The sequence below is a fragment of the Imtechella halotolerans genome, from assembly GCF_028743515.2.
Classification (GTDB): domain Bacteria; phylum Bacteroidota; class Bacteroidia; order Flavobacteriales; family Flavobacteriaceae; genus Imtechella; species Imtechella halotolerans.
Genome location: NZ_CP117969.2, coordinates 1,355,046 through 1,376,139, shown reverse-complemented (window position 1 = coordinate 1,376,139; position 21,094 = coordinate 1,355,046). Strand labels below are relative to the sequence as shown.

General features: G+C 35.3%; 20 protein-coding genes and 1 tRNA gene. 17 read left to right on the top strand and 4 right to left on the bottom strand.

What is annotated here, in order from left to right:
• The first annotated feature begins 8 nt into the window (after positions 1-8).
• Together PT603_RS06240 and PT603_RS06235 are read left to right on the top strand one after the other, a co-directional pair.
• The gene (locus tag PT603_RS06240) at positions 9-1,202 is read left to right on the top strand and encodes a heparan-alpha-glucosaminide N-acetyltransferase domain-containing protein (RefSeq protein ID WP_008239829.1); all 1,194 of its coding nucleotides are present in this window, start codon (positions 9-11) and stop codon (positions 1,200-1,202) included.
• A gap of 98 nt (positions 1,203-1,300) precedes the next feature.
• Positions 1,301-2,644 carry a DEAD/DEAH box helicase gene (locus tag PT603_RS06235; protein WP_040488728.1) on the top strand — a complete coding sequence of 448 codons (1,344 nt, stop codon included), beginning with the start codon at positions 1,301-1,303 and terminating at the stop codon, positions 2,642-2,644.
• Positions 2,645-2,685: 41 nt separating this feature from the next.
• Here the strand turns inward: PT603_RS06235 and lpdA are convergent, their stop codons facing one another.
• Positions 2,686-4,092, bottom strand: a complete 1,407-nt coding sequence (gene lpdA, locus PT603_RS06230; protein WP_008239832.1) for a dihydrolipoyl dehydrogenase — start codon at positions 4,090-4,092, stop codon at positions 2,686-2,688.
• An 88-nt stretch (positions 4,093-4,180) separates the two neighbouring features.
• The gene (locus PT603_RS06225) at positions 4,181-4,639 is read right to left on the bottom strand and encodes an Lrp/AsnC family transcriptional regulator (protein ID WP_008239833.1); all 459 of its coding nucleotides are present in this window, start codon (positions 4,637-4,639) and stop codon (positions 4,181-4,183) included.
• A 165-nt stretch (positions 4,640-4,804) separates the two neighbouring features.
• On the opposite strand from PT603_RS06225, the gene PT603_RS06220 reads away from it, so the two are divergent.
• The 11 genes from PT603_RS06220 (at position 4,805) to ribB (ending at position 15,829) form a co-directional block, all read left to right on the top strand.
• Positions 4,805-6,004: an aminotransferase class I/II-fold pyridoxal phosphate-dependent enzyme gene (locus tag PT603_RS06220; protein WP_008239835.1), complete on the top strand. Its 1,200-nt coding sequence runs from the start codon at positions 4,805-4,807 to the stop codon at positions 6,002-6,004.
• A gap of 126 nt (positions 6,005-6,130) precedes the next feature.
• Positions 6,131-7,597, top strand: a complete 1,467-nt coding sequence (gene nhaC / locus PT603_RS06215; RefSeq protein WP_008239836.1) for a Na+/H+ antiporter NhaC — start codon at positions 6,131-6,133, stop codon at positions 7,595-7,597.
• A 176-nt stretch (positions 7,598-7,773) separates the two neighbouring features.
• A complete protein-coding gene (locus tag PT603_RS06210; RefSeq protein ID WP_008239837.1) occupies positions 7,774-8,412 on the top strand; it encodes a peroxiredoxin in 639 nt (212 codons plus the stop codon).
• Positions 8,413-8,425: 13 nt separating this feature from the next.
• On the top strand, positions 8,426-8,740 hold the full coding sequence (locus PT603_RS06205; protein WP_008239838.1) for a thioredoxin family protein: 315 nt from the start codon (positions 8,426-8,428) through the stop codon (positions 8,738-8,740).
• A complete protein-coding gene (locus PT603_RS06200) occupies positions 8,721-8,978 on the top strand; it encodes a DUF6952 family protein (protein ID WP_008239843.1) in 258 nt (85 codons plus the stop codon). Before PT603_RS06205 ends, PT603_RS06200 begins: the two co-directional genes overlap by 20 nt.
• Before the next feature lie 182 nt (positions 8,979-9,160).
• On the top strand, positions 9,161-9,658 hold the full coding sequence (gene tpx / locus PT603_RS06195) for a thiol peroxidase (RefSeq protein ID WP_008239852.1): 498 nt from the start codon (positions 9,161-9,163) through the stop codon (positions 9,656-9,658).
• An 11-nt stretch (positions 9,659-9,669) separates the two neighbouring features.
• The gene (locus tag PT603_RS06190) at positions 9,670-10,029 is read left to right on the top strand and encodes a diacylglycerol kinase (RefSeq protein WP_008239854.1); all 360 of its coding nucleotides are present in this window, start codon (positions 9,670-9,672) and stop codon (positions 10,027-10,029) included.
• 61 nt (positions 10,030-10,090) lie between these two features.
• A complete protein-coding gene (locus PT603_RS06185) occupies positions 10,091-12,520 on the top strand; it encodes a DNA translocase FtsK (RefSeq protein WP_008239856.1) in 2,430 nt (809 codons plus the stop codon).
• A gap of 1 nt (position 12,521) precedes the next feature.
• Positions 12,522-13,166: an outer membrane lipoprotein periplasmic chaperone LolA1 gene (gene lolA1, locus PT603_RS06180; RefSeq protein WP_008239858.1), complete on the top strand. Its 645-nt coding sequence runs from the start codon at positions 12,522-12,524 to the stop codon at positions 13,164-13,166.
• Between the two features lie 3 nt (positions 13,167-13,169).
• On the top strand, positions 13,170-14,633 hold the full coding sequence (locus tag PT603_RS06175) for an LptF/LptG family permease (RefSeq protein ID WP_040488727.1): 1,464 nt from the start codon (positions 13,170-13,172) through the stop codon (positions 14,631-14,633).
• 47 nt (positions 14,634-14,680) lie between these two features.
• Complete coding sequence (gene ribB, locus PT603_RS06170; protein WP_008239864.1) at positions 14,681-15,829, top strand: 3,4-dihydroxy-2-butanone-4-phosphate synthase; 1,149 nt, start codon at positions 14,681-14,683, stop codon at positions 15,827-15,829.
• Between the two features lie 59 nt (positions 15,830-15,888).
• On the opposite strand, the gene PT603_RS06165 is transcribed toward ribB, so the two are convergent.
• On the bottom strand, positions 15,889-16,521 hold the full coding sequence (locus PT603_RS06165) for an NAD(P)H-dependent oxidoreductase (protein ID WP_008239866.1): 633 nt from the start codon (positions 16,519-16,521) through the stop codon (positions 15,889-15,891).
• Positions 16,522-16,609: 88 nt separating this feature from the next.
• The gene (locus tag PT603_RS06160) at positions 16,610-17,362 is read right to left on the bottom strand and encodes a sulfite exporter TauE/SafE family protein (protein WP_008239867.1); all 753 of its coding nucleotides are present in this window, start codon (positions 17,360-17,362) and stop codon (positions 16,610-16,612) included.
• 201 nt (positions 17,363-17,563) lie between these two features.
• Between PT603_RS06160 and PT603_RS06155 the strand changes: the two genes are divergently transcribed.
• From PT603_RS06155 to PT603_RS06140, 4 genes are all read left to right on the top strand, one after another.
• Positions 17,564-17,648, top strand: a tRNA-Ser gene (locus PT603_RS06155).
• Between the two features lie 249 nt (positions 17,649-17,897).
• Complete coding sequence (locus PT603_RS06150) at positions 17,898-19,151, top strand: site-specific integrase (protein ID WP_008239869.1); 1,254 nt, start codon at positions 17,898-17,900, stop codon at positions 19,149-19,151.
• A 368-nt stretch (positions 19,152-19,519) separates the two neighbouring features.
• On the top strand, positions 19,520-19,801 hold the full coding sequence (locus PT603_RS06145; RefSeq protein ID WP_008239871.1) for a helix-turn-helix transcriptional regulator: 282 nt from the start codon (positions 19,520-19,522) through the stop codon (positions 19,799-19,801).
• A gap of 74 nt (positions 19,802-19,875) precedes the next feature.
• Positions 19,876-21,081: a primase-helicase family protein gene (locus tag PT603_RS06140; protein ID WP_008239873.1), complete on the top strand. Its 1,206-nt coding sequence runs from the start codon at positions 19,876-19,878 to the stop codon at positions 21,079-21,081.
• The last annotated feature ends 13 nt before the right edge of the window (positions 21,082-21,094 follow it).

The following is a 21,094-nucleotide window of genomic DNA, read 5'->3' as shown; positions in this document are numbered from 1 at the left end:
ACATTTTAATGAAACAAAACACTTTCCGTCTTTATTTTATTGATGTTATGAGGGCTTTCGCTATCACTATGATGCTTCAAGGGCATTTTGTAGATAGTTTATTAGCTCCGGAATTCCGTGACGAATCTAATATCATTTTCAGTACATGGAAATATTTTAGAGGTATCACGGCACCTACATTTTTTACAGTTGCGGGTTTTATTTTTATGTATTTGCTTATCAAAGATACAGTAAATGTTGGATGGAATAATCCGAGGGTGAGAAAGGGAATTAAGAGAGGTTTGACACTTATTGGATTAGGGTATTTGTTGCGTCTTAATATTACTGGATTGTTTGTGGGGAAAGTCTATGCAGGTTTTTACATGGTAGATGTATTACATTGTATTGGTATTTCCATTCTCTTACTTATTAGTATTTACTTGTATTCTTACCAACGAAAAAGCTTTGTAATGCCCTCCTTATTATTGGGTAGTACCTTGTTATTGTTTTTGTTTGCTCCTATCTATGGTGCTTCTAATTTTGAAATGCTTCCTGTAGCCTTGGCTAACTATTTTACGAAGGCTTATGGGTCGGTATTCACTATTATCCCTTGGTTTGGGTATGCTGCTTTTGGAGCGTTTATGGCTGTATTTTTTAATAAGTACAAAGAGTTTAAGTATATCTATCATTATGCAATAGGGATCACCTTTGTATTGGGAATTGCATTGTTGTGGTTTTCATCACCCTTTTTCCTAGAAGTATACAGACTTACTGGTATTGAGCTTGCTTCTCAAATTTATTCCAATAATTACCTGTTTATGCGTTTGGGGAATGTGATGATATGGTTTACTTTATTTATGTTATTGCGTAATGTTATAACCTCAAAAGCGATCCGTACTATTGGTCAGAACACGCTTTCTATTTATGTGATTCATTTCATGTTGTTGTATGGTAGTTTTTCGGGAATTGGTTTGTATAAGTTCTTTAAGTTGTCTTTGAATCCTTATGTTATTGTTCCAGGAGCATTAATGTTTGTGATAGCAACGGTATATCTTTCCTTCCGTTACAATGAGTATAAGCCAATGGTGACGGAGAAGTTAGAACTTGTAAAACAGGAGTTGCAAATTTTCTTTTTAGAAACCTACCAAGTAGTGTATTTAATATTGCAAAAACTAAAGGAAAAAATTATTGCTTTGCTAGCCTTTGTTCGCTCAGGTTCATAGAGCAAATTATGTATAATTCAAGCGTGCTTTCGTTGTCGGAGGCACGCTTTTTTTATCTCCCGTCAAAAAAACGTATTTTTGCTCAAAATTATTATATAGTGATATTTAAAGATCTTCAACTTAATACTCCTTTGCATAATGCTCTGGATGACCTTGGTTTTACAACACCTACTCCTATTCAAGAACAGGCATTTGGAGTTATACTATCCGGAAAGGATATGGTAGGTATTGCCCAAACAGGAACAGGAAAGACTTTTGCATATATGTTGCCATTACTGAGAGAGTTAAAGTTTTCAAAGCAGCAGAATCCACGAATTGTTATTTTGGTTCCTACACGTGAGTTGGTAGTACAGGTCGTAGATGAAATTGAAAAACTAGCTGCTTATATAAATGTAAGGGTAGGAGGTGTGTATGGTGGTGTAAGTATGAGTTCGCAAACATCTATTATTACTCAAGGTCTTGATATTTTGGTAGGAACCCCTGGACGGTTGTATGATTTTGCCATTAATAATGTGCTAAAGTTAAAATCCGTCCAAAAGTTGGTCATTGATGAGGTTGACGTGATGTTGGATCTAGGATTTCGATTTCAATTGGTAAATATTTTTGATTTACTTCCTGAACGTAGACAAAATATTCTTTTCTCAGCTACAATGACTACTGAGATAGATGCCCTTATTGATGATTTCTTTTTGATGCCCGAACGTGTGACAATTGCTGCTTCTGGAACTCCTTTAGAGAACATTTTGCAGTATAGATATAAGGTGAAAAACTTTTACACTAAAATTAATTTATTAGCACATTTAGTAGAAGATAAAACGGCTTATAGTAAAGTCTTGGTGTTTGCAGGTAGTAAGCGGTTAGCAGATATAGTATTTGAGAAAATGGATGAGCAGTATCCTGGACAATGTGCTGTAATTCATTCTAATAAGACCCAAAACTATCGTTTAAGATCTGTGGAGGATTTTGAGCAAGGTAAAAGACGAATTTTAATTGCCACTGATGTAATGGCTAGGGGGTTGGATATTTCTCGTATAACACATGTTTTCAACATTGATACGCCAGAATATCCGGAAAACTATATGCATCGTATTGGCCGAACCGGTAGAGCAACCGAGCAGGGTGTTTCATTTGTTTTTACTACTGAGGCAGAAAATGACCGGATAAGTGCTATTGAGGAGTTGATGAATCAAGAGGTGCAAATAATGCCATTTCCTGATGAAGTACGTGTAGAAAGCCAACTGTTGGAAGAGGAACGACCACAAGTTAAGGAGCACTATAATCCTATTAAGCTTACGGAGGAAGATACCCCTGGACCGGCTTTTCATGAAAAAAAGACAAAGAATCAAAAGGTTAATTTAGGAGGGTCTTATAAGCGTAAAATTAAAGAGAAGTATAAGAAACCTAAAACTAGAGGGGATAAAAAGCAACAAAAAAGGAAATAAAAAAACCACGTATTGCGTGGTTTTTTAATTCTGTATGATTTTTAAATATGTATTGGACGGTTTTCAGTAGCAGCTAGTGCCGCTTCTTTAATGGCTTCTGCATAGGTCGGGTGCGCATGACTCATTCTAGCAATATCTTCTGCGCTCGCTCGGAATTCCATGGCGGTAACCGCTTCGGCGATAAGGTCAGCTACACGAGCACCTATCATATGTACTCCAAGAACTTCATCTGTCTCCGCATCGGCAAGAATCTTTACAAAACCATCAATATCCATACTTGCACGAGCTCTACCTAAAGCACGCATTGGAAATTGTCCGGTTTTATACTTGATCCCCGCTTCCTTAAGTTGCTCCTCTGTTTTTCCTACTGCAGCAACCTCTGGCCAAGTATATACTACGCCAGGGATAAGGTTGTAGTCTATATGTGGTTTTTGACCCGCCAAAATTTCAGCAACCATAACGCCTTCCTCTTCTGCTTTATGAGCTAACATCGCGCCTTTTACAACGTCACCAATTGCATAGATATGGTTTACATTTGTCTGGAGGTGGTCATTAACTTCAACTTGCCCTCGATTGTTTACAATAACTCCTGCAGCTTCCAGATTAAGACCGTCTGTATAAGGGCGTCTACCAACAGAAACTAAACAGTAATCTCCTTCAAAAACAACTTCTTGTCCTTTTTTGTCATCTGCTTTTACAGATATGGTGTTTCCATTGCGAGTTACTTCTTTAACCTTATGACTGGTATAGAATTTAAATCCTTGTTTTTTAAGGACTTTTGTAAGTTCTTTACCTAACCCCCCATCCATAGTAGGAATAATGCTATCCATATATTCAATTACGGATACTTCAGCTCCTAAACGTCTGTATACTTGACCTAATTCAAGACCAATTACACCGCCACCTATGACTAAAAGATGCTTAGGTACTTCTTGTAATTTTAAAGCTTCAGTAGAGGTGATGATTCGTTCTTTATCGATAGTGATAAAAGGTAAGGAAGAAGGTTTAGATCCAGTTGCAATAATTATTTTTTTAGCTTCAATGGTTTGAGTTGTACCATCATTTTTAGCTATCTGAATCTGGTTTGCAGTTGCAAAACTTCCTATCCCCTCGTAGGTGTCAACTTTGTTTTTGTCCATTAGGAATTTTATTCCTGATGAGGTTTGATCAACCACTTGGGTTTTGCGGGCAATCATTTTTTCAAGATTCACTTTTACTTCTCCAGGAATTTCAATTCCATGATCAGCGAAATGTTTTACAGCCTCTTCATAGTGATGGGAAGAGTCTAGTAATGCTTTAGATGGGATACAACCTACGTTGAGGCAGGTACCTCCCATATTGGAGTATTTTTCAATTATGGCAGTTTTCATACCGAGTTGGGCGCAACGTATGGCAGCTACATATCCACCAGGGCCCGATCCTATAACGGCAACATCGTATTGATTCATAATAGCTATTTTTTGTATCTGTGTATTAAAATAAACTCTCACAAAAGTACAAATGTTTTGGGAAAGCAACCGTTATATTATGATGAACCTATATTAAAATATGTGTTGAATTTTTCACTTCCCCGATCATAAAGATACTGTGAGTACTTCCAATATGTTTTAAAGTAGTAAGTTTGGTGACCATAAATTCACGATAGGCCTCCATGTTTTGTACTAAAATCTTTAAAATATAGTCATAATCTCCGCTTACGTGATAGCATTCCAGCACTTCATGGAGTTTTTTGACATCTTTTTCAAATTCTACGATCGTTTCTTTACTGTGCGTAGTGAGTTTGACATGGCAAAAGACTACAAAATTTCGCTCAATTTTTTGTTTGTTAAGTAAGGCAACGTATTGTTCTATGACACCTGATCGTTCCAACTTTTTAATACGCTCATATACGGCAGTCACTGATAAATGTAGTTTTAGTGAAAGTTCCTTAGTGGTTTGTTTGGCATCTTGTTGAAGTAAAGTGAGTATTTTTTTGTCGATTTCATCCCATTCCATAAAGTGAATTTTTTTCTAGATTGATTTTGTTATAACGTATTTTTTTGAAAAAAAATTGCAATAGAGATTAAATGTAGTTTTTTTTTCTGTTTTATAATGTAATGGTTGATTTTTATTCTAGGATTATGGATATTTGATAGATAGTAACCTAAAAAATAAACACTTATGAAATTTAATCCAGCCAATCATATTCAGGACCTACAATATTTTGGTGAATTTGGTGGAGTGAACCCATCTATTTCAGATTCATCTACGTATACTTTTCTTTCTGCTAAGACTATGTTTGATACTTTTGAAGGTAATACGGAAGGATGTTATTTGTATTCTCGTCATTCATCACCTTCAAATTTGTATTTAGGTGAAGCGCTTGCAGCTATGGAAGGTACTGAAACAGCCAATGTGACTGCAAGTGGAATGGGTGCCATTACCGCTGTGATAATGCAATTGTGTGATGCAGGTTCGCATATAGTTTCTAGCAGAACTATTTATGGGGGTACCTATGCGTTTATGAAGAATTTTCTTCCTAAACTTAATATCGAGACTTCATTTGTTAATATTACAAAACTGGAGGAAGTAGAGGCTAGTATAACACCACAAACGAAGATGATTTATTGTGAGTCTGTGAGTAATCCTCTATTGGAAATAGCTGATATAAAGGCACTGGCAGCATTGGCTAAAAAATACCATATACCTTTGGTAGTAGATAATACGTTTTCTCCATTAAATATAGCACCAGTTCAACTAGGTGCTGATGTCGTAATTCACAGCCTTACCAAGTTTATCAACGGAAGCAGTGATTGTGTTGGTGGAGTTGTTTGTGGAACAAAGGAGTTTTGCTTGAGTTTAAAGGATGTTAACAGTGGAGCAGCCATGTTGTTGGGAAGTACGATGGATAGCCTTAGAGCCGCTTCTATTCTGAAAAATTTACGGACTTTGCATATTCGTATGAAGAAACATAGTGAGAATGCCTTCTATCTAGCTCAGCAAATGGAAAAGGATGGTTTGCGTGTTGTTTATCCTGGCCTGGCTTCACATCCTGGTCATGAGCTAATAAAGGAGCAATATAACTCAGAGTATGGTTTTGGAGGAATGTTAACCTTAGATGTTGGAAGTTTGGATAATGCTAATAGTCTCATGGAGTTAATGCAGCAACGTAATCTAGGATATCTGGCTGTAAGTTTAGGGTTTTATAAGACCCTGTTTAGTGCACCTGGAACATCTACATCATCTGAAATTCCTATGGAAGAACAAATAGAAATGGGGCTATCTGATGGATTAATACGTTTTTCAATAGGTTTAGACAATGATATTGAACGTACATATATTCAAATGAAAGAATGTATGAAGGAATTAAACCTTTTATAATTTTATAGTTATTTGATAATCAATTAAAAAAGCCTTTCAGTTGAAAGGCTTTTTTAATTGCGATTTGCACAACTCTTTACAAAATCGTAACATTACAGCACTAATAACCTAACTAAAGACACCTAAATGGAAACAAATCCAGCCTCAATAAATTCTCCAAAAAAGAAAATATCCATATGGCAAGCGCTATTTCCAGTACTTATTCTGGTTTGTATGTTAGCCTATAATGTTTCAATTTATGGCGATGATGCACTTAGTGGTTCCAATCAATTCATTCTATTACTAGGAGGGGCTATTGCGGCTATAGTGGGATTTCGAAATAAGGTATCCTATCAAGAAATTATTGGAGCAGTTGCTAATAATTTGCAATCAACTACCGGAGCAATACTTATATTGTTGTTTGTTGGAGCTTTATCGGGTACCTGGCTTATAAGCGGAATCATTCCTTCAATGATTTATTATGGTCTTCAGGTTTTAAATCCCTCTATTTTTTTAGCGGCTTGTGTGGTTATTTGTTCTATTATTTCAGTGGCTACTGGTAGTAGCTGGACCACATCAGCAACCGTAGGTATAGCACTTATTGGAATAGGTGATGCTTTGGGTATTTCTTTAGGTATGACGGCCGGAGCGGTAGTTTCTGGGGCCTATTTTGGAGATAAAATGTCTCCTTTAAGTGATACGACAAATCTAGCACCAGCCATGGCTGGTACGGATCTGTTCTCTCATATACGTTATATGATGCTCACAACAGTTCCCAGTATTGTTATAACACTCATATTATTTCTTATTATTGGTTTTAACTTAACTACAAAAGGAGTACCTGATACTACCCCTATTTTAAGCGCCATTGATGAAGTTTTTTATGTCACTCCTTGGTTGTTTTTGGTGCCAGCTTTGGTGATTTTTATGATTGTTAGAAAAACACAACCGCTTATCGCACTTTTAATTGGAACTCTTTTGGGAGGTCTTTTTGCCATTATCTTTCAGCCTGAAATAGTTGCCAAAGTTGCTGGTGCTTCAGTACTTGATTTTCAATCAGCTTATCAGGGTGTAATGAATGCCATTACTGTTGATACTTCTATTGTGACAAGCAATGAACAACTTAATGACTTGTTTTCTGCTGGAGGGATGTATGGTATGCTTGGTACCATTTGGCTTATTGTTTGTGCTATGGTATTTGGAGGAGCTATGGAGGCGATTGGTGCCTTGGATCGTATTACTGAAGCCTTGTTAAAGTTATTCCATACCACATTTGGACTATTTGCAAGTACGGTAGCTAGCTGTTTAGCATTGAATGTTACCGCTTCTGATCAATATTTAGCTATAGTAGTTCCAGGTAAGATGTTTTCAAAAGCCTACCGAGATAAAGGATTAGCTCCAGAAAACTTAAGCCGTACTTTAGAAGATTCAGGTACAGTTACTTCTGTACTAGTGCCTTGGAATACCTGTGGAGCTTATCAAAGTGGAGTGTTAGGAGTTTCTACCTTTGCCTATCTGCCCTATGCATTCTTTAATATTATTAGTCCATTTATGACCTTGTTATTTGCTGCAATCGGTTTGAAAATAAAAATGCTCACCACTAAGGATGCTTAAGTTTTAACGAGGTATCTCATTGTTAATTAAGTTGTTGTGATAAGGTGTTTTGAAGCTATTGGTTTCCTTTATTTTTCAATAGGATTTAACAATTACTTAGCTTCGCTTTCCAGTAAATAAGTGGTACTTTTGCAGTGGTTTTTAACGATATATAAATCCCTAAAAAAGTAAGTATTATGGCATTAGTCGGAAAAAAATTTCCTAACTTGAATGTGGACGCAATGAATGAAATGGGCGACACTTTTAAAATCAATGTTCTTGAAGAAGCAATTAACAACAAGAAGAAAGTTTTGTTGTTTTGGTATCCTAAAGATTTCACATTTGTATGTCCTACTGAATTACATGCATTTCAAGAGGCATTGCCTGAATTTGAAAAGAGAAATACGTTGGTTATAGGTGCTTCATGTGATACTCCAGAAGTTCATTTTGCATGGTTGAACACTGCCAAGGACAATGGAGGTATAGAAGGTGTGACTTACCCATTATTGGCAGATAGCAATAGAAATCTTGCAACAATCCTTGGTATCTTAGATATCCAAAGTGAAGTATACAATGAGGAAACAGGAACATATTTGTTAGAAGGTGATAACGTAACCTATCGTGCAACTTACCTTATTGATGAAGATGGTTTAGTATACCATGAAGGAATCAATCATATGCCTGTAGGACGTAATGTTAAAGAATATTTGCGTTTAATCGATGCGTATACGCACGTACAAACTAATGGTGAAGTATGTCCTGCTAACTGGGAAGAAGGTAAAGAGGCAATGCACGCCAATCGTAGTGGAGTAGCTGCTTACTTAAGCGCTAATTAATATCCTTTATGTTATGGTACAAGAATTAACACAAGATAACTTGGCCGAACTGGTACAAAACAACGAAACTGTTGTAGTACAATACTCGGCAACATGGTGTGGCAATTGCCGTATCATGAAGCCTAAATTCAAGAAATTGGCAGGTGAAAATGAAAACGTAGTTTTTGTTATTGCTGATGCTGAAAAGTTTCCTGAATCAAGAAAAATGGCAACGGTAGATAACCTGCCTACTTTCGCAACTTTTAAAGCAGGAAAGTTTGTGAACCAAGTGCAAACAAATAAGTTTGAAAACTTAATCGAATTAGTCAATGAAGTTACCAGTAATTAAACATCTTACTCAGTTTATTGAAGAAAACGATCAAGATTACATCATTGAGGCTATAGAAACTTTGGAGGCACTTACGGAAGTACCTTCTTTAAAAGACGAAGAGCTTGATGTGATTGGTGAACTTATTTCCAATATGTATGGAGCTTTGGAAGTAGATAAAATGATTAAAGAAGGAATGGATAAAAAGGATGCCCTCAATGCGTTTATGAAACGTGTAATGGGTGCAATCGATAAGTAACCATTTTGAAATCATATGTATAAAGCCCTTTGTGTAATGCAAAGGGCTTTTATTTTTTAATCACATTGTGTCTTATTTAATTTCTTGCGATATTTACCTTGTGAGTAACATCAAATAAATGGTGTATTTGTAGTAATTTGCACTACTAATTTTAATTGACTAACTTTTAAACAAATATATAAATGGCAACAGTTACACTTAAAGGAAACCCTTTTCAAACCGCAGGAATTCTTCCACAAGTAGGTACTCAGGCACCTGATTTTTCACTGGTAGCAACAGATTTATCAGAAGTATCTTTGAGCGATTATAAAGGAAGTAGGGTAGTTCTTAATATTTTTCCAAGCATCGATACAGGGACCTGTGCAGCTTCTGTAAGAGCATTCAACGAAAAGGCTTCAGGGTTGGATAACACAAAAGTGTTATGTATATCTAAGGATTTACCATTTGCAATGGCTCGTTTTTGTGGAGCTGAAGGGTTAAATGATGTTATATCCTTGTCAGATTTTAGAAATGGTTTTGCTAGTAATTATCCAGTAGACTTTGTAGATGGACCATTAAAAGGATTGTTGTCTCGATCTGTAATAGTACTTGATGAAGAAGGAAATGTGTTGTATAATGAGCAAGTTGCTGAGACTGTTGATGAGCCCAATTATGAGGCTGCTTTAGCTTCATTGAAATAAGTAACCAATAAATGCGTTATTTTCTCAATAGTCGTCGGAAGGCTGTAGGATATGCTTGTAAAGGAGCGTATTTGCTTCTTAAGACAGAATCTAGTGTCCAAATTCAATCATTAATTGCACTTGCAACTGTACTAGCTGGTTGGTATTTTGAGATATCTGCGCTGGAATGGATAGTGCAATTACTTACCATTTCTTTGGTAATGAGTATTGAAGGTCTTAACACTGCTGTTGAGAAAATAGCCGATTTTATGCATCCTGATTACCATCATAAAATCGGTGTTATAAAAGATATATCTGCCGGAGCTGTATTTATTTCAGCTATAATGGCTATTGTTATAGGCTGTATTATTTATTTGCCTAAAATATTTTAAAAACACACTATACTGCATAATACAGCTAATTTGTATTTTTGTTGCAAACCTATTATTGTCAATGGCCGCTAAAAAGGAGCATACCAAGAAAAAATCATCCAAATTATTTTCAAAGATTACACTTTCTCAACAAACTAAAACTTTGTTAGGCAGTGCGCTTATGATTATAGGTGTTGCTTTTTTTCTTGCATTTATATCCTATTTTTTTACATGGAAAGAGGATCAGAGTATTCTTAGTGAATTGAGTAACAGACAAGAGAATGCTCAAAATTTATTAGGAAAAATAGGTGCTTCTTTGGGTGACTTGTTTGTATATAATGGGGTAGGCTTAGCAGCATTTGTTTTTGCCTATTTATTATTTGTAACAGGATTACATTTGTTTGTTGCTTCAGGGAAACCTCTGTTAAATAAATGGGTTTGGGGAGTTCTGGTAGCGTTATGGATAGCTATTCTTTTTGGCTTTTTTACTCAAAGCTCTTTGGTGCTAAGTGGGGTGGTAGGGTATGAGCTTAATGCCTATCTTTCGGATTATTTGGGTACCATTGGTACGGTATTACTTCTTGCGCTTTGTTTTGTTTTGTATGCAGTTCTTAAATTGAAATTTACGGCTGAAAAAGGAATTGCTATTATTAGTAAGGTTCGAAACCTGTTTTCTAAAAGAGTAGGAGATACCGATGTATTTGGTACTGAAGATGACCTACAAACTTCTCATAGTGAAAAAGACCAGATTTCTGATAAACTAGATAATGAACCGATTACGCCAACTTCTACAGAGGCCACGGAACCTTTGAAAAAAACAACCTTTGATTTTAAAGAAGAACCACTTCAACCAACAATTACTAATTTTTCAGATTTAAAAGTTCCTGCCAAAGATAGTATAACAGATGACGAGGAGTTGCATATTGAAGTAACAGCACCTGCTGAAGAAAAGGAGCTTTCAGATATTAGAGCAGAACAACTTGTTGAAGATTTTGGCGAATTTGATCCTACATTGGAACTCAGCAATTATAAATTCCCAACCTTAGATTTACTAAATGAATATGGTAATACGGGAATTACAATCAATCAGGAAGAACTTGAGGAGAATAAAAATACAATCGTACAAACGCTTAAGCATTATAAGATTGATATTTCCCAGATTAAGGCCACTATAGGGCCTACCGTTACCTTATATGAAATTGTTCCAGCTGCTGGTATTAGAATATCGAAAATTAAAAACCTAGAAGATGATATTGCGTTGTCCTTGGCTGCCTTGGGAATACGTATTATTGCTCCAATTCCTGGGAAGGGTACTATAGGGATAGAGGTTCCAAATAAGAATCCGTCAATTGTATCAATGAGATCTGTTATTGCTTCTCAACGATTTCAAAAGGCAGAGATGGAACTTCCCATTGCTTTCGGTAAAACCATAAGTAACGAAACATTTGTAGTGGATTTGGCAAAAATGCCACACATGCTTATGGCCGGTGCCACTGGTCAGGGAAAATCTGTAGGTCTTAATGCAGTGCTTACTTCCCTGTTATATAAAAAACATCCAGCTGAAGTAAAGTTTGTATTGGTTGATCCTAAGAAGGTTGAACTTACACTTTTTAATAAAATTGAACGTCATTATTTGGCAAAGCTGCCAGATAGTGAAGAGGCTATCATAACTGACAATACAAAGGTTATCAATACACTTAATTCGTTGTGTATTGAAATGGATAATCGTTATGAGATGCTTAAAAACGCCATGGTGCGTAATATTAAAGAATACAATGCTAAATTTAAGGCACGTAAACTAAACCCTAATGATGGGCATAAATTCTTACCCTATATTGTCTTGGTAGTTGATGAGTTTGCGGACCTAATAATGACAGCAGGAAAGGAGGTTGAAACACCTATCGCTAGGCTAGCTCAATTGGCAAGAGCTATAGGAATTCATCTTATTATTGCAACGCAACGACCATCTGTGAACGTAATTACAGGTATTATAAAAGCAAACTTTCCAGCTCGAATTGCTTTTAGAGTAACCTCTAAGATTGATTCGAGAACCATCCTGGATACACAAGGGGCTGATCAGCTTATTGGTAGAGGGGATATGCTCTTTACCCAAGGAAATGAAGTGATTCGACTGCAGTGTGCATTTGTAGATACTCCGGAGGTTTCTAAGATAACTGATTTTATTGGTTCGCAACGAGCGTACCCTGATGCACATTTATTGCCAGAGTATGTAGGTGAGGAGAATGGCACAAGTCTTGATATAGATATTAGCGAGCGAGATGCCTTATTCCGTGAAGCGGCTGAAGTAATTGTAACCGCCCAACAAGGTTCAGCCTCGCTATTGCAACGAAAATTGAAATTAGGATATAATAGAGCCGGACGTCTTATTGATCAATTGGAAGCAGCGGGTATTGTTGGACCGTTTGAAGGTAGTAAAGCCAGACAGGTATTAATTCCTGATTTAGTAAGTTTAGAACAATTTTTAACAAGTGAACAAGATAATTTTGAATAACATGAAAAAGATGATTGCCGCGTTAGCTGTATTATTTAGTATAACCCTTTCTGCACAAAATGACGCAAAGGCTAAAGCCTTATTGGATGAAGTGTATACCAAAGTAAATGGTTATGAAAACATCTATGTGGATTTTAAGTATGTATTGGAAAATACTAAAGAGAATATTAAGCAAGAAACAAAAGGGAATGTTACCCTTCAAAAAAATAAATATTTGTTTAATTATTTGGGAGCCACCAAAATGTTTGATGGGAAAAAAACCTATACAGTAGTTCCTGAAAACGAAGAAGTTATCATTGAGACTAGTAATGGTGATGATGAAGGGACCATTACTCCATCTAAAATGCTTACCTTTTATAAGCAGGGATATAAGTATAAGTGGGATATCGCTCAAAATGTTAAAGGAAGACAAATTCAATATGTAGAATTAATTCCAATTAGTAGTAATTCAGATATCAAACAAATTTTATTGGGAATTGATGTGCAAACAAAACATATCTATAACCTTATAGAAACTGGAAAAAATGGTACTAAAACAACCATTACTGTAAATTCCTTTAAAACCAATCAACCGTTATCAAAAAGCTTGTTTACCTTTGACGAAGGAAAATACAAGAAAGAAGGCTATTATATTTCTAAAAACTAAGGGTTGAGAATTTTAGACCGCTATATTTTAACGCGATTCTTATTTAATTTCATCAGTTCGTTTATGATACTGATGCTCATCTTTATTTTTCACTCTATTTGGATGTTTATAGATGAGTTAGCAGGGAAGGGCTTGGATATTGTTATTATTGCCAAGTTCCTTTTCTATTATATGCCCAATCTTATTCCGATTATTCTACCGCTCACCGTGGTGTTATCGTCTATAATGACCTTTGGAACTTTTGCTGAAAACTACGAATTTGCCGCAATGAAGGCTTCTGGCATATCCCTAAAAAGAGCCATGCGTGTATTGATTATTTTCATGGGCTTCTTAAGTATAGCTACTTTTTTTATAGCCAATAATGTGATACCAGCGGCCGAACAAAAGTCCTATAGCTTGAGAAGGAATATAGCTAAAGTAAAGCCAGCTTTAGCAATTACAGAGGGAGTGTTTAATAATGTGGGCGCCATAAACATTAAAGTAGAAGATAAGTATGGAGAAAATGATCGTTTCTTAAAGGATGTTATAATTCATAAGAACACCCCTGATAGAGCGAACCGTACTGTTATTAAAGCGGCAAATGGTGAGTTATTTAGTAGTGAAGATTCAAATATTTTACAGTTGATTCTCACCGATGGACATTATTACGAGGACGTCAAGACCAATAAAATTAAAGATCAAGAGAAATATCCACATGCCAAGGCAGCCTTTGAAACCTATACCATGAATATTGATTTGTCCAATATGAATGATGTAGATTTTAATGAAGTGAGCTCTCTCAATACTTTTAAAATGATGAATGTGAATGAGCTTGTGGTTGCTATCGATTCGATTGATTCAGATACCAAGGCTAATGTAACCGCATTTGGTGAAAATATGTATAGGCGTTCGGGAATCTTATCCCTAGCCGTTCCTTTGACTAAGGCCGGAAAGCCAATTGTAAAGGATTCTACTAAGGTCTTGAACTATGAAACCGACCTTCTTGATTTTTTGGATAATTACTATAAAAGACAAATTATAGATATTGCTTTAAATAACAATAATGGTAATATTTATAGTATTGAAGGTAAGATGGCAGACATTCAACGCCGAAAAAAACTGCTAAATCATCATATTATAACTCTGAATGATAAGTTTTCATTGGCAGTTGCCTGTATCGTTTTATTTTTTGTAGGTGCTCCATTGGGGGCCATAATTCGAAAAGGAGGGATGGGTCTGCCACTTGTTATAGCGATGGTATTATTCCTATCGTATCACTTTTTGGGGATGTTTGCCAAAAACTTCGCTGAGGATGGCTCAATACACCCTATTATTGGTTCTTGGTTGTCTACCTTAGTGATGCTTCCACTTGGAATTTTTCTTACTAGAAGAGCCACTGCTGATAAGGGATTGTTTGAGTTTGGGAATACCCTGGAAAGCATTTTTGGATTCTTTAAATCAAAAAGGGGATTGTTTTCTAAACGTTAAAAGTTTTTTGTCTCGTATCAAAGACCTAATTTTGCAAAAAATTGATCATGAAAGCCACACAAATATCGGAAACCCCTATTGTACTCAATACTATCGAGGAAGCTATTGAGGATATTCGCAACGGAAAGGTTATTATTGTAGTTGATGATGAAGATCGTGAAAATGAAGGCGATTTTGTTGCTGCCGCCGAAAAAATCACTCCAGAGATTATCAACTTTATGGCTACTCATGGAAGAGGCCTTATATGTACTCCACTTACTGAAAAAAGATGTAAAGAATTAGATCTTCATGTAATGGTAGGTAATAATACTGATCCTCATCAAACGGCTTTTACAGTATCTGTTGATTTAAAGGGTAACGGTGTTACTACCGGAATTTCTGCCTTAGACAGAGCTAAGACTGTGCAGGCTTTAATTGACCCAAATATTAAACCTTTTGAATTAGGTAGACCTGGACATATATTTCCTCTTATTGCTAAGGAAGGTGGAGTATTACGTAGAACAGGGCATACAGAAGCGGCCATAGATTTCGCTCGCTTAGCAGGATTTGAACCTGCTGGTGTGATTTGTGAAATCATGAATGAAGATGGCTCCATGTCAAGACTACCTCAATTAGTTGAAGTAGCGAAGAAATTTGACTTAAAGTTAGTCTCTATAGAAGATTTGGTTGCCTATCGTATGCAACATGATAGTCTTATAGTTAAAAGGGAAGATTTTGATATTCAGACTCGTTTTGGTACTTTCCGATTAAGAGCATACCAACAAACAACGAATAAACAAGTTCATATTGCATTAACGAAAGGTAGTTGGAAATTAGGAGAACCTGTCCTTACAAGGATTAATGCAACACTTGTTAATAATGACATATTGGGCACGCTTACTAATAATGCTGACCAAAAGCTGGATGATATGTTTCAAAAGGTTAATGAGGCGGGTAAAGGCGCTATATTATTTATCAATCAAGAATCACAATCATTAGACCTGTTGAATCGTTTGAGCGAATTGAAGCAGCTGCAGGCTAAAGGTGAGATAAAGGCCCCTAAAATAGCGATGGATACCAAAGATTTTGGTATTGGAGCTCAAATTTTACACGACTTAGATATATCTAAAATACGTCTTATCAGTAACTCTGCACAAACAAAGCGTGTTGGGATGATAGGGTATGGATTAGATATTGTGGAATATGTAACGTATTAATAGTAGAATACGTTAAAGTGACTAAAAAAGAGAACTATTCTACCGTTCTCTTTTTTAGTTTATGAGATGTCTAGAATACTTTCATGAATCTTCTTTCTTACCTTTTTAAAATCTGCAAACATATCGTCATCAGCACGATAACCAACAGGTAATACAAGTACAGGGTTTAACTGATGTTTTTGAAGTCCTAGAATTTGGCTGTACGTCTCAGGCTTAAACCCTTCCATAGGACAAGAATCAATACCCTCTGCAGCGCATACTGTTAATAAATTACCTAGTGCCAAATAGGCCTGCTGAGTGGCCCAATTTTGAATTTGATCAGCGGACTTCTTTTCAAAATCTTCAATAAGGAAATTTTCAAAAGGAGTTAAGATGTCTTCAGGAGTTTTACGTATTTCTTTTACCCTATTAAAATAGTTTCGGATAAAGTGAGAATCTATATTTTGCTCGGTACACAGAATGAGTATATGTGAAGCGTCTCTAACTTGTTTTTGGTTCCATGAGGCTTCCATTAGTTGTTCCTGGATGGATTTGTTTTGTACAATTACCAATCGAATGGGTTGAAGTCCATAGGAGGTAGCCGTAAGGTTAAAAGCTTCTTTAAGAACGTTTAATTTAGAAGGTTCCAAGACTTTGTCCGGATTGAACTTTTTAGTGGCATATCGCCATTGTAAATGATGTATAATACTCATTGTAGCTATCAATTTAATTAGCTTTGGTAGACGTAAGGTAATGAATTACAAATTCCAAATTTGCTGTGAGGCCCTGTGTTCAAAAATACTAAAAAAACCAAAGTTTAATGGCTAAAACCGCAATCGTAATAAGTAGGAAGCCTTTTACAAAGCTATCTCCCTTTTTCACGGACCATCGACTCGCAAACCAGGCACCTGAAGCATTGCCTATGGCAAGAACAAATCCTAATAAATAATCTACAGCATCATTAATTATAAATAGTGCAAGAGCAGAAGCCGTATAGAAGAAGACTACAATGGCTTTTACGGCATTGGAACGTACTAATGAAAGTCCATTAATATATGGGAGTACAAGGAGCATTATGTAACCAATACCAGCATTTATAAAACCACCATATATTCCAATAAAGAAAAAGATGATACAACTAATCCAAAGTGGTTTCCCAATGAGTGCCTCCTCTGATTTAATTAAGGACCACCGAGATTGAAAAAAAATAAGTACCATTACTACGATCATTACCACAGATAAAATCTTATTAAAAAGATCTCCTCGAATATCAACAGCCAATTGTGCACCAATAAGCCCTCCTAACATCGCTGCAATTCCTAAATAGATACTGAATGGCATAACGCTAATCCCCTTGCTTTTGAAGCCTAGAGCGGCTACACCAGTTTGAAGTAAAATTGCAATGCGGTTCGTCCCATTGGCAATATGGGGAGGAAGCCCCATAAAGATAAGTGCAGGGAGTGTAAGTAAAGTTCCTCCTCCAGCAATGGTATTTATAATTCCGGTAATAAAGCCAATAATAATTAGCAATATTAAATCTAGATAGTAGGGCACAAGGGTATTGTTTAATATGCGAAGGTACTATTTAATGAGGAGAAACTAGTTTGAAGAAAAAAAATTAAAAATTGTTAGTGTTGATTTTGTGTGAGTTGGAAATAAAATGTGTTTTTATTGAAATATTTTTATAAAAATGGATTTGAAAATTAAAAAAGCTTTTTATATTTGCACTCGCTAACCGAAAGGGTAGTCTTTACTGGAGAAATGGCAGAGTGGTCGAATGCGGCAGTCTTGAAAACTGTTGACTGTAACAGGTCCGGGGGTTCGAATCCCTCTTTCTCCGCTGGGAATGCATAAAAACCCAATAAAAGCCCGTAAACATTAAGTTTACGGGCTTTTTAGATTTTATTTGGTATCAAATAATATCATCTAATATCAAATTAAATGAGCGGGATTCGGTGCGTACTTTTTTATAATATATTTACGCACCGAATAAAGTCTTAATTACTGTTAATTAATAAGTTATAAATTTGCTAAAAGAGTTGTTGTAAGTATTTTTAGTACCTTTAGTGGTAATAAAAAATACGCACCGATGAATAATACTTTCTCTATTCTATTTTATCCACGCGGTAATGACATTGATAAAAATGGTAAAGTGCCGATTTATGCTAGAATCACGGTCAATGGTAAAAGAAGTGAATTTAGTATAAAACGTAAAGTTTTAATTGAAAAATGGAATCCTGGGACTGGTAAGGTAATGGGAAAGACTCAAGATGCATTTGAACTAAATAAGTACATGATCTCCATTGAGAATAGGCTTAACATTATTCAGGCCCAACTTTCTGAAAATAAGGCTTTGATTACTGCTGATAAAATTAAAAGGATTTACTTAGGAAATGATAGTAAGCATAAAATGCTTCTTGAAATCTTTCAAAAACATAATGAAGAAGTAAGTGAATTGGTAGGGAAGGATTTTGCTGCCGGAACATTGGAACGATATAGTACAGCCAAGAAGCATGTTTCTGATTATATTTTGAAGGATTATAAGGTAAAGGATATTCCTGTAAAAGATGTAAATCATAAATTCATTACAGGGTTTGAGTATTATCTTAAGACTGATAGAAATTGTGCCCATAATTCTGCTGTGAAGTATATCACTAATTTTAAAAAGATTGTTCGTATTGCACTTGCCAATGATTGGATTAGTAGTGATCCTTTTTTGAATTGGAAACCGAAATTAAAAATTGTTGATAGGGAATACCTAACCAAAGAAGAAATACAAAGAATTATAAATAAAGAATTCTCTTCAGATCGATTAAATCAGGTTAAGGATATATTTATATTTAGTTGTTTTACTGGTTTAGCATATGCTGATGTTAAAAAACTTACTAAAAATGATTTGGTGATTGGTATAGATGGACAAAATTGGATTAAGACAAAAAGAACAAAGACAGATATAAGAAGTAATATTCCTATTCTGTCAATTCCCCAAGCTATAATAGATAAATATAAAGAGTCTGGAGAATCCTGTAATTCGGAATTGTTGCTACCTGTTTTAAGCAATCAAAAAATGAATTCTTACCTTAAGGAAATAGCTGATCTATGTGGTATTAAAAAGAATCTAACTTTTCACCTAGCACGTCATACATTTGCTACTACAGTTACACTTACTAATGGAGTTCCTATAGAATCAGTAAGCAAAATGCTTGGACATAAGTCTTTGAGAACTACTCAGCATTATGCTAAAATCCTTGATAAAAAAGTAAGTGAAGATATGAATGCATTAAGATTGAAAATGTCCGCCTTCGAAGAACAAAAGGATACAAAGGAATCTATAAATCAATAATAGTCCTTATCTACTTATCCTTATCATTAAGACTTCCAATAATTTGGCTATATAGCCTGTTAAAATCCTAATGTGCGCTGAAATCTTTTAATTCTATTGTTGATAACTTGAAAAACTTGAAAATTTCCTCATTTTTTGTAGATAAGGATTGATATCATATGATAGCAAATAACATTAAAAAAAATTTTTGCATTGAGTTTTTATTTTATTTGGCATCATTTGGTTTAAATTACTGTTAATCAAATATTTGTGAATAAGTTATTTGAGCGTTTGCCGTTTCATATCATCTTACTCTATACTTTTATTACTAGAATTCTACCAAAAGAAACAAAGCGCTTTGTTCATTATTAATCTTTAAATCAGATAAAATGGACCAAATTAAATTAGAAGAGAAACTCGATAGAATTGAGAATCTCTTATTGGGCTCTAAGAAAGTACTTACCCTTGAGGAGGCTTGTGATTATTCTGGTATATCGAGAAGCTATTTATATAAGCTAACTGCAGCTGGAATTATTCCCCATAGTAAACCAAACGGAAAAATGATATTTTTCGACATCGATCTCCTAAATGAATGGCTTTTAAAGAATAGTCGTAAATCTAAGAGTGAGATCAAAAAACAAGCGCTAGATCATGTCTTTAAAAAAGGATAGGCTATCTCTTTTAGCTCTATTGATATTTATCTCATTAGGCTGTATTTTAATATAGTCCGTAAATCAACTTAATTATGAGTAACGTACCATATTTAAGGGTTGGCACATCATATTATAAATTAGTGCAGGCCCCGACAATAGCAGGGCATTTTAACGAGATTCTTGTATACTGGAATATTGAAACCATTAGACAAGACCACGGGAAGGATTACTTAAGTAAAGTGCCAAAATATGATGGATTTACCTGTATCCCAAGTCACATTGATTTTAGGAAGGAATATCAAGGATTTTACAATACTTATTCTCCTTTACAGGCCATCCCCAAAGAAGGAAAATGTCATGTCTCATTGGCCTTTATTAAACACATTTTTGGAGGACATTTTGAACTGGGATTGGATTATCTTCAGCTACTTTATAAAAATCCTATACAAGTTTTACCTATTCTATGTCTAGTCTCCAAGGAACGTTCAACTGGCAAGAGTACCTTTATTAAATGGTTGAAAGCCATCTTCGAAAACAACCTGACCTATCTTACTAACGATAGCTTCAGTAGTCAATTCAATGCTGATTGGGCAAATAAGCTACTCATCTGCATAGATGAAGTGTTGTTTAACAAGGAAGAATTGACTGAACGAATCAAATATCTTAGTACAACCAATTTTAACAAGCTGGAGGCAAAGGGTAAAGATAAAAGGGAGGTTGAATTTTTTGGAAAGTTCATTCTATGTAGTAATAATGAAGATAATTTTATCAAGATTGATGGTAATGAGACTCGGTTTTGGGTATTGAAAATACCAACAGTTAAAAAAGAAAGTACAAACTTTCTTGAACAATTGATATCGGAAATCCCAGCTTTCCTTTTTTTCCTAAGAGAGCGTAAGTTGTCTACCCCTCATGCTACAAGAATGTGGTTTACACCCAAACAAATTAAAACCAATGCTTTACATAGACTGGTTCAAAACAATAGAAACCGTGTTGAACGGGAGCTGGCTACCATTTTATTAGGAGCTATGGAACAGTTCGATAGCAATGAAGTTCACCTTTGTCCATTAGACGCATTACAGCTATTAAACAGAACCCGAATTAAGACAGATTTAACCCAGCTTAGAAGATTGCTGAAAAAGGATTGGAGACTTGAAAACAAGGACAACTCTCTGAGTTATCAAAAGCTTGTTATATGGCAAGATGCCTCCATGCATTTGGTGGATGCCAAGGGACGTTATTTTACAGTTGAAAAATCCTTTTTATTGGAAAATTTCGATGAATTGATGATGGATTGAAATTATCCCAATA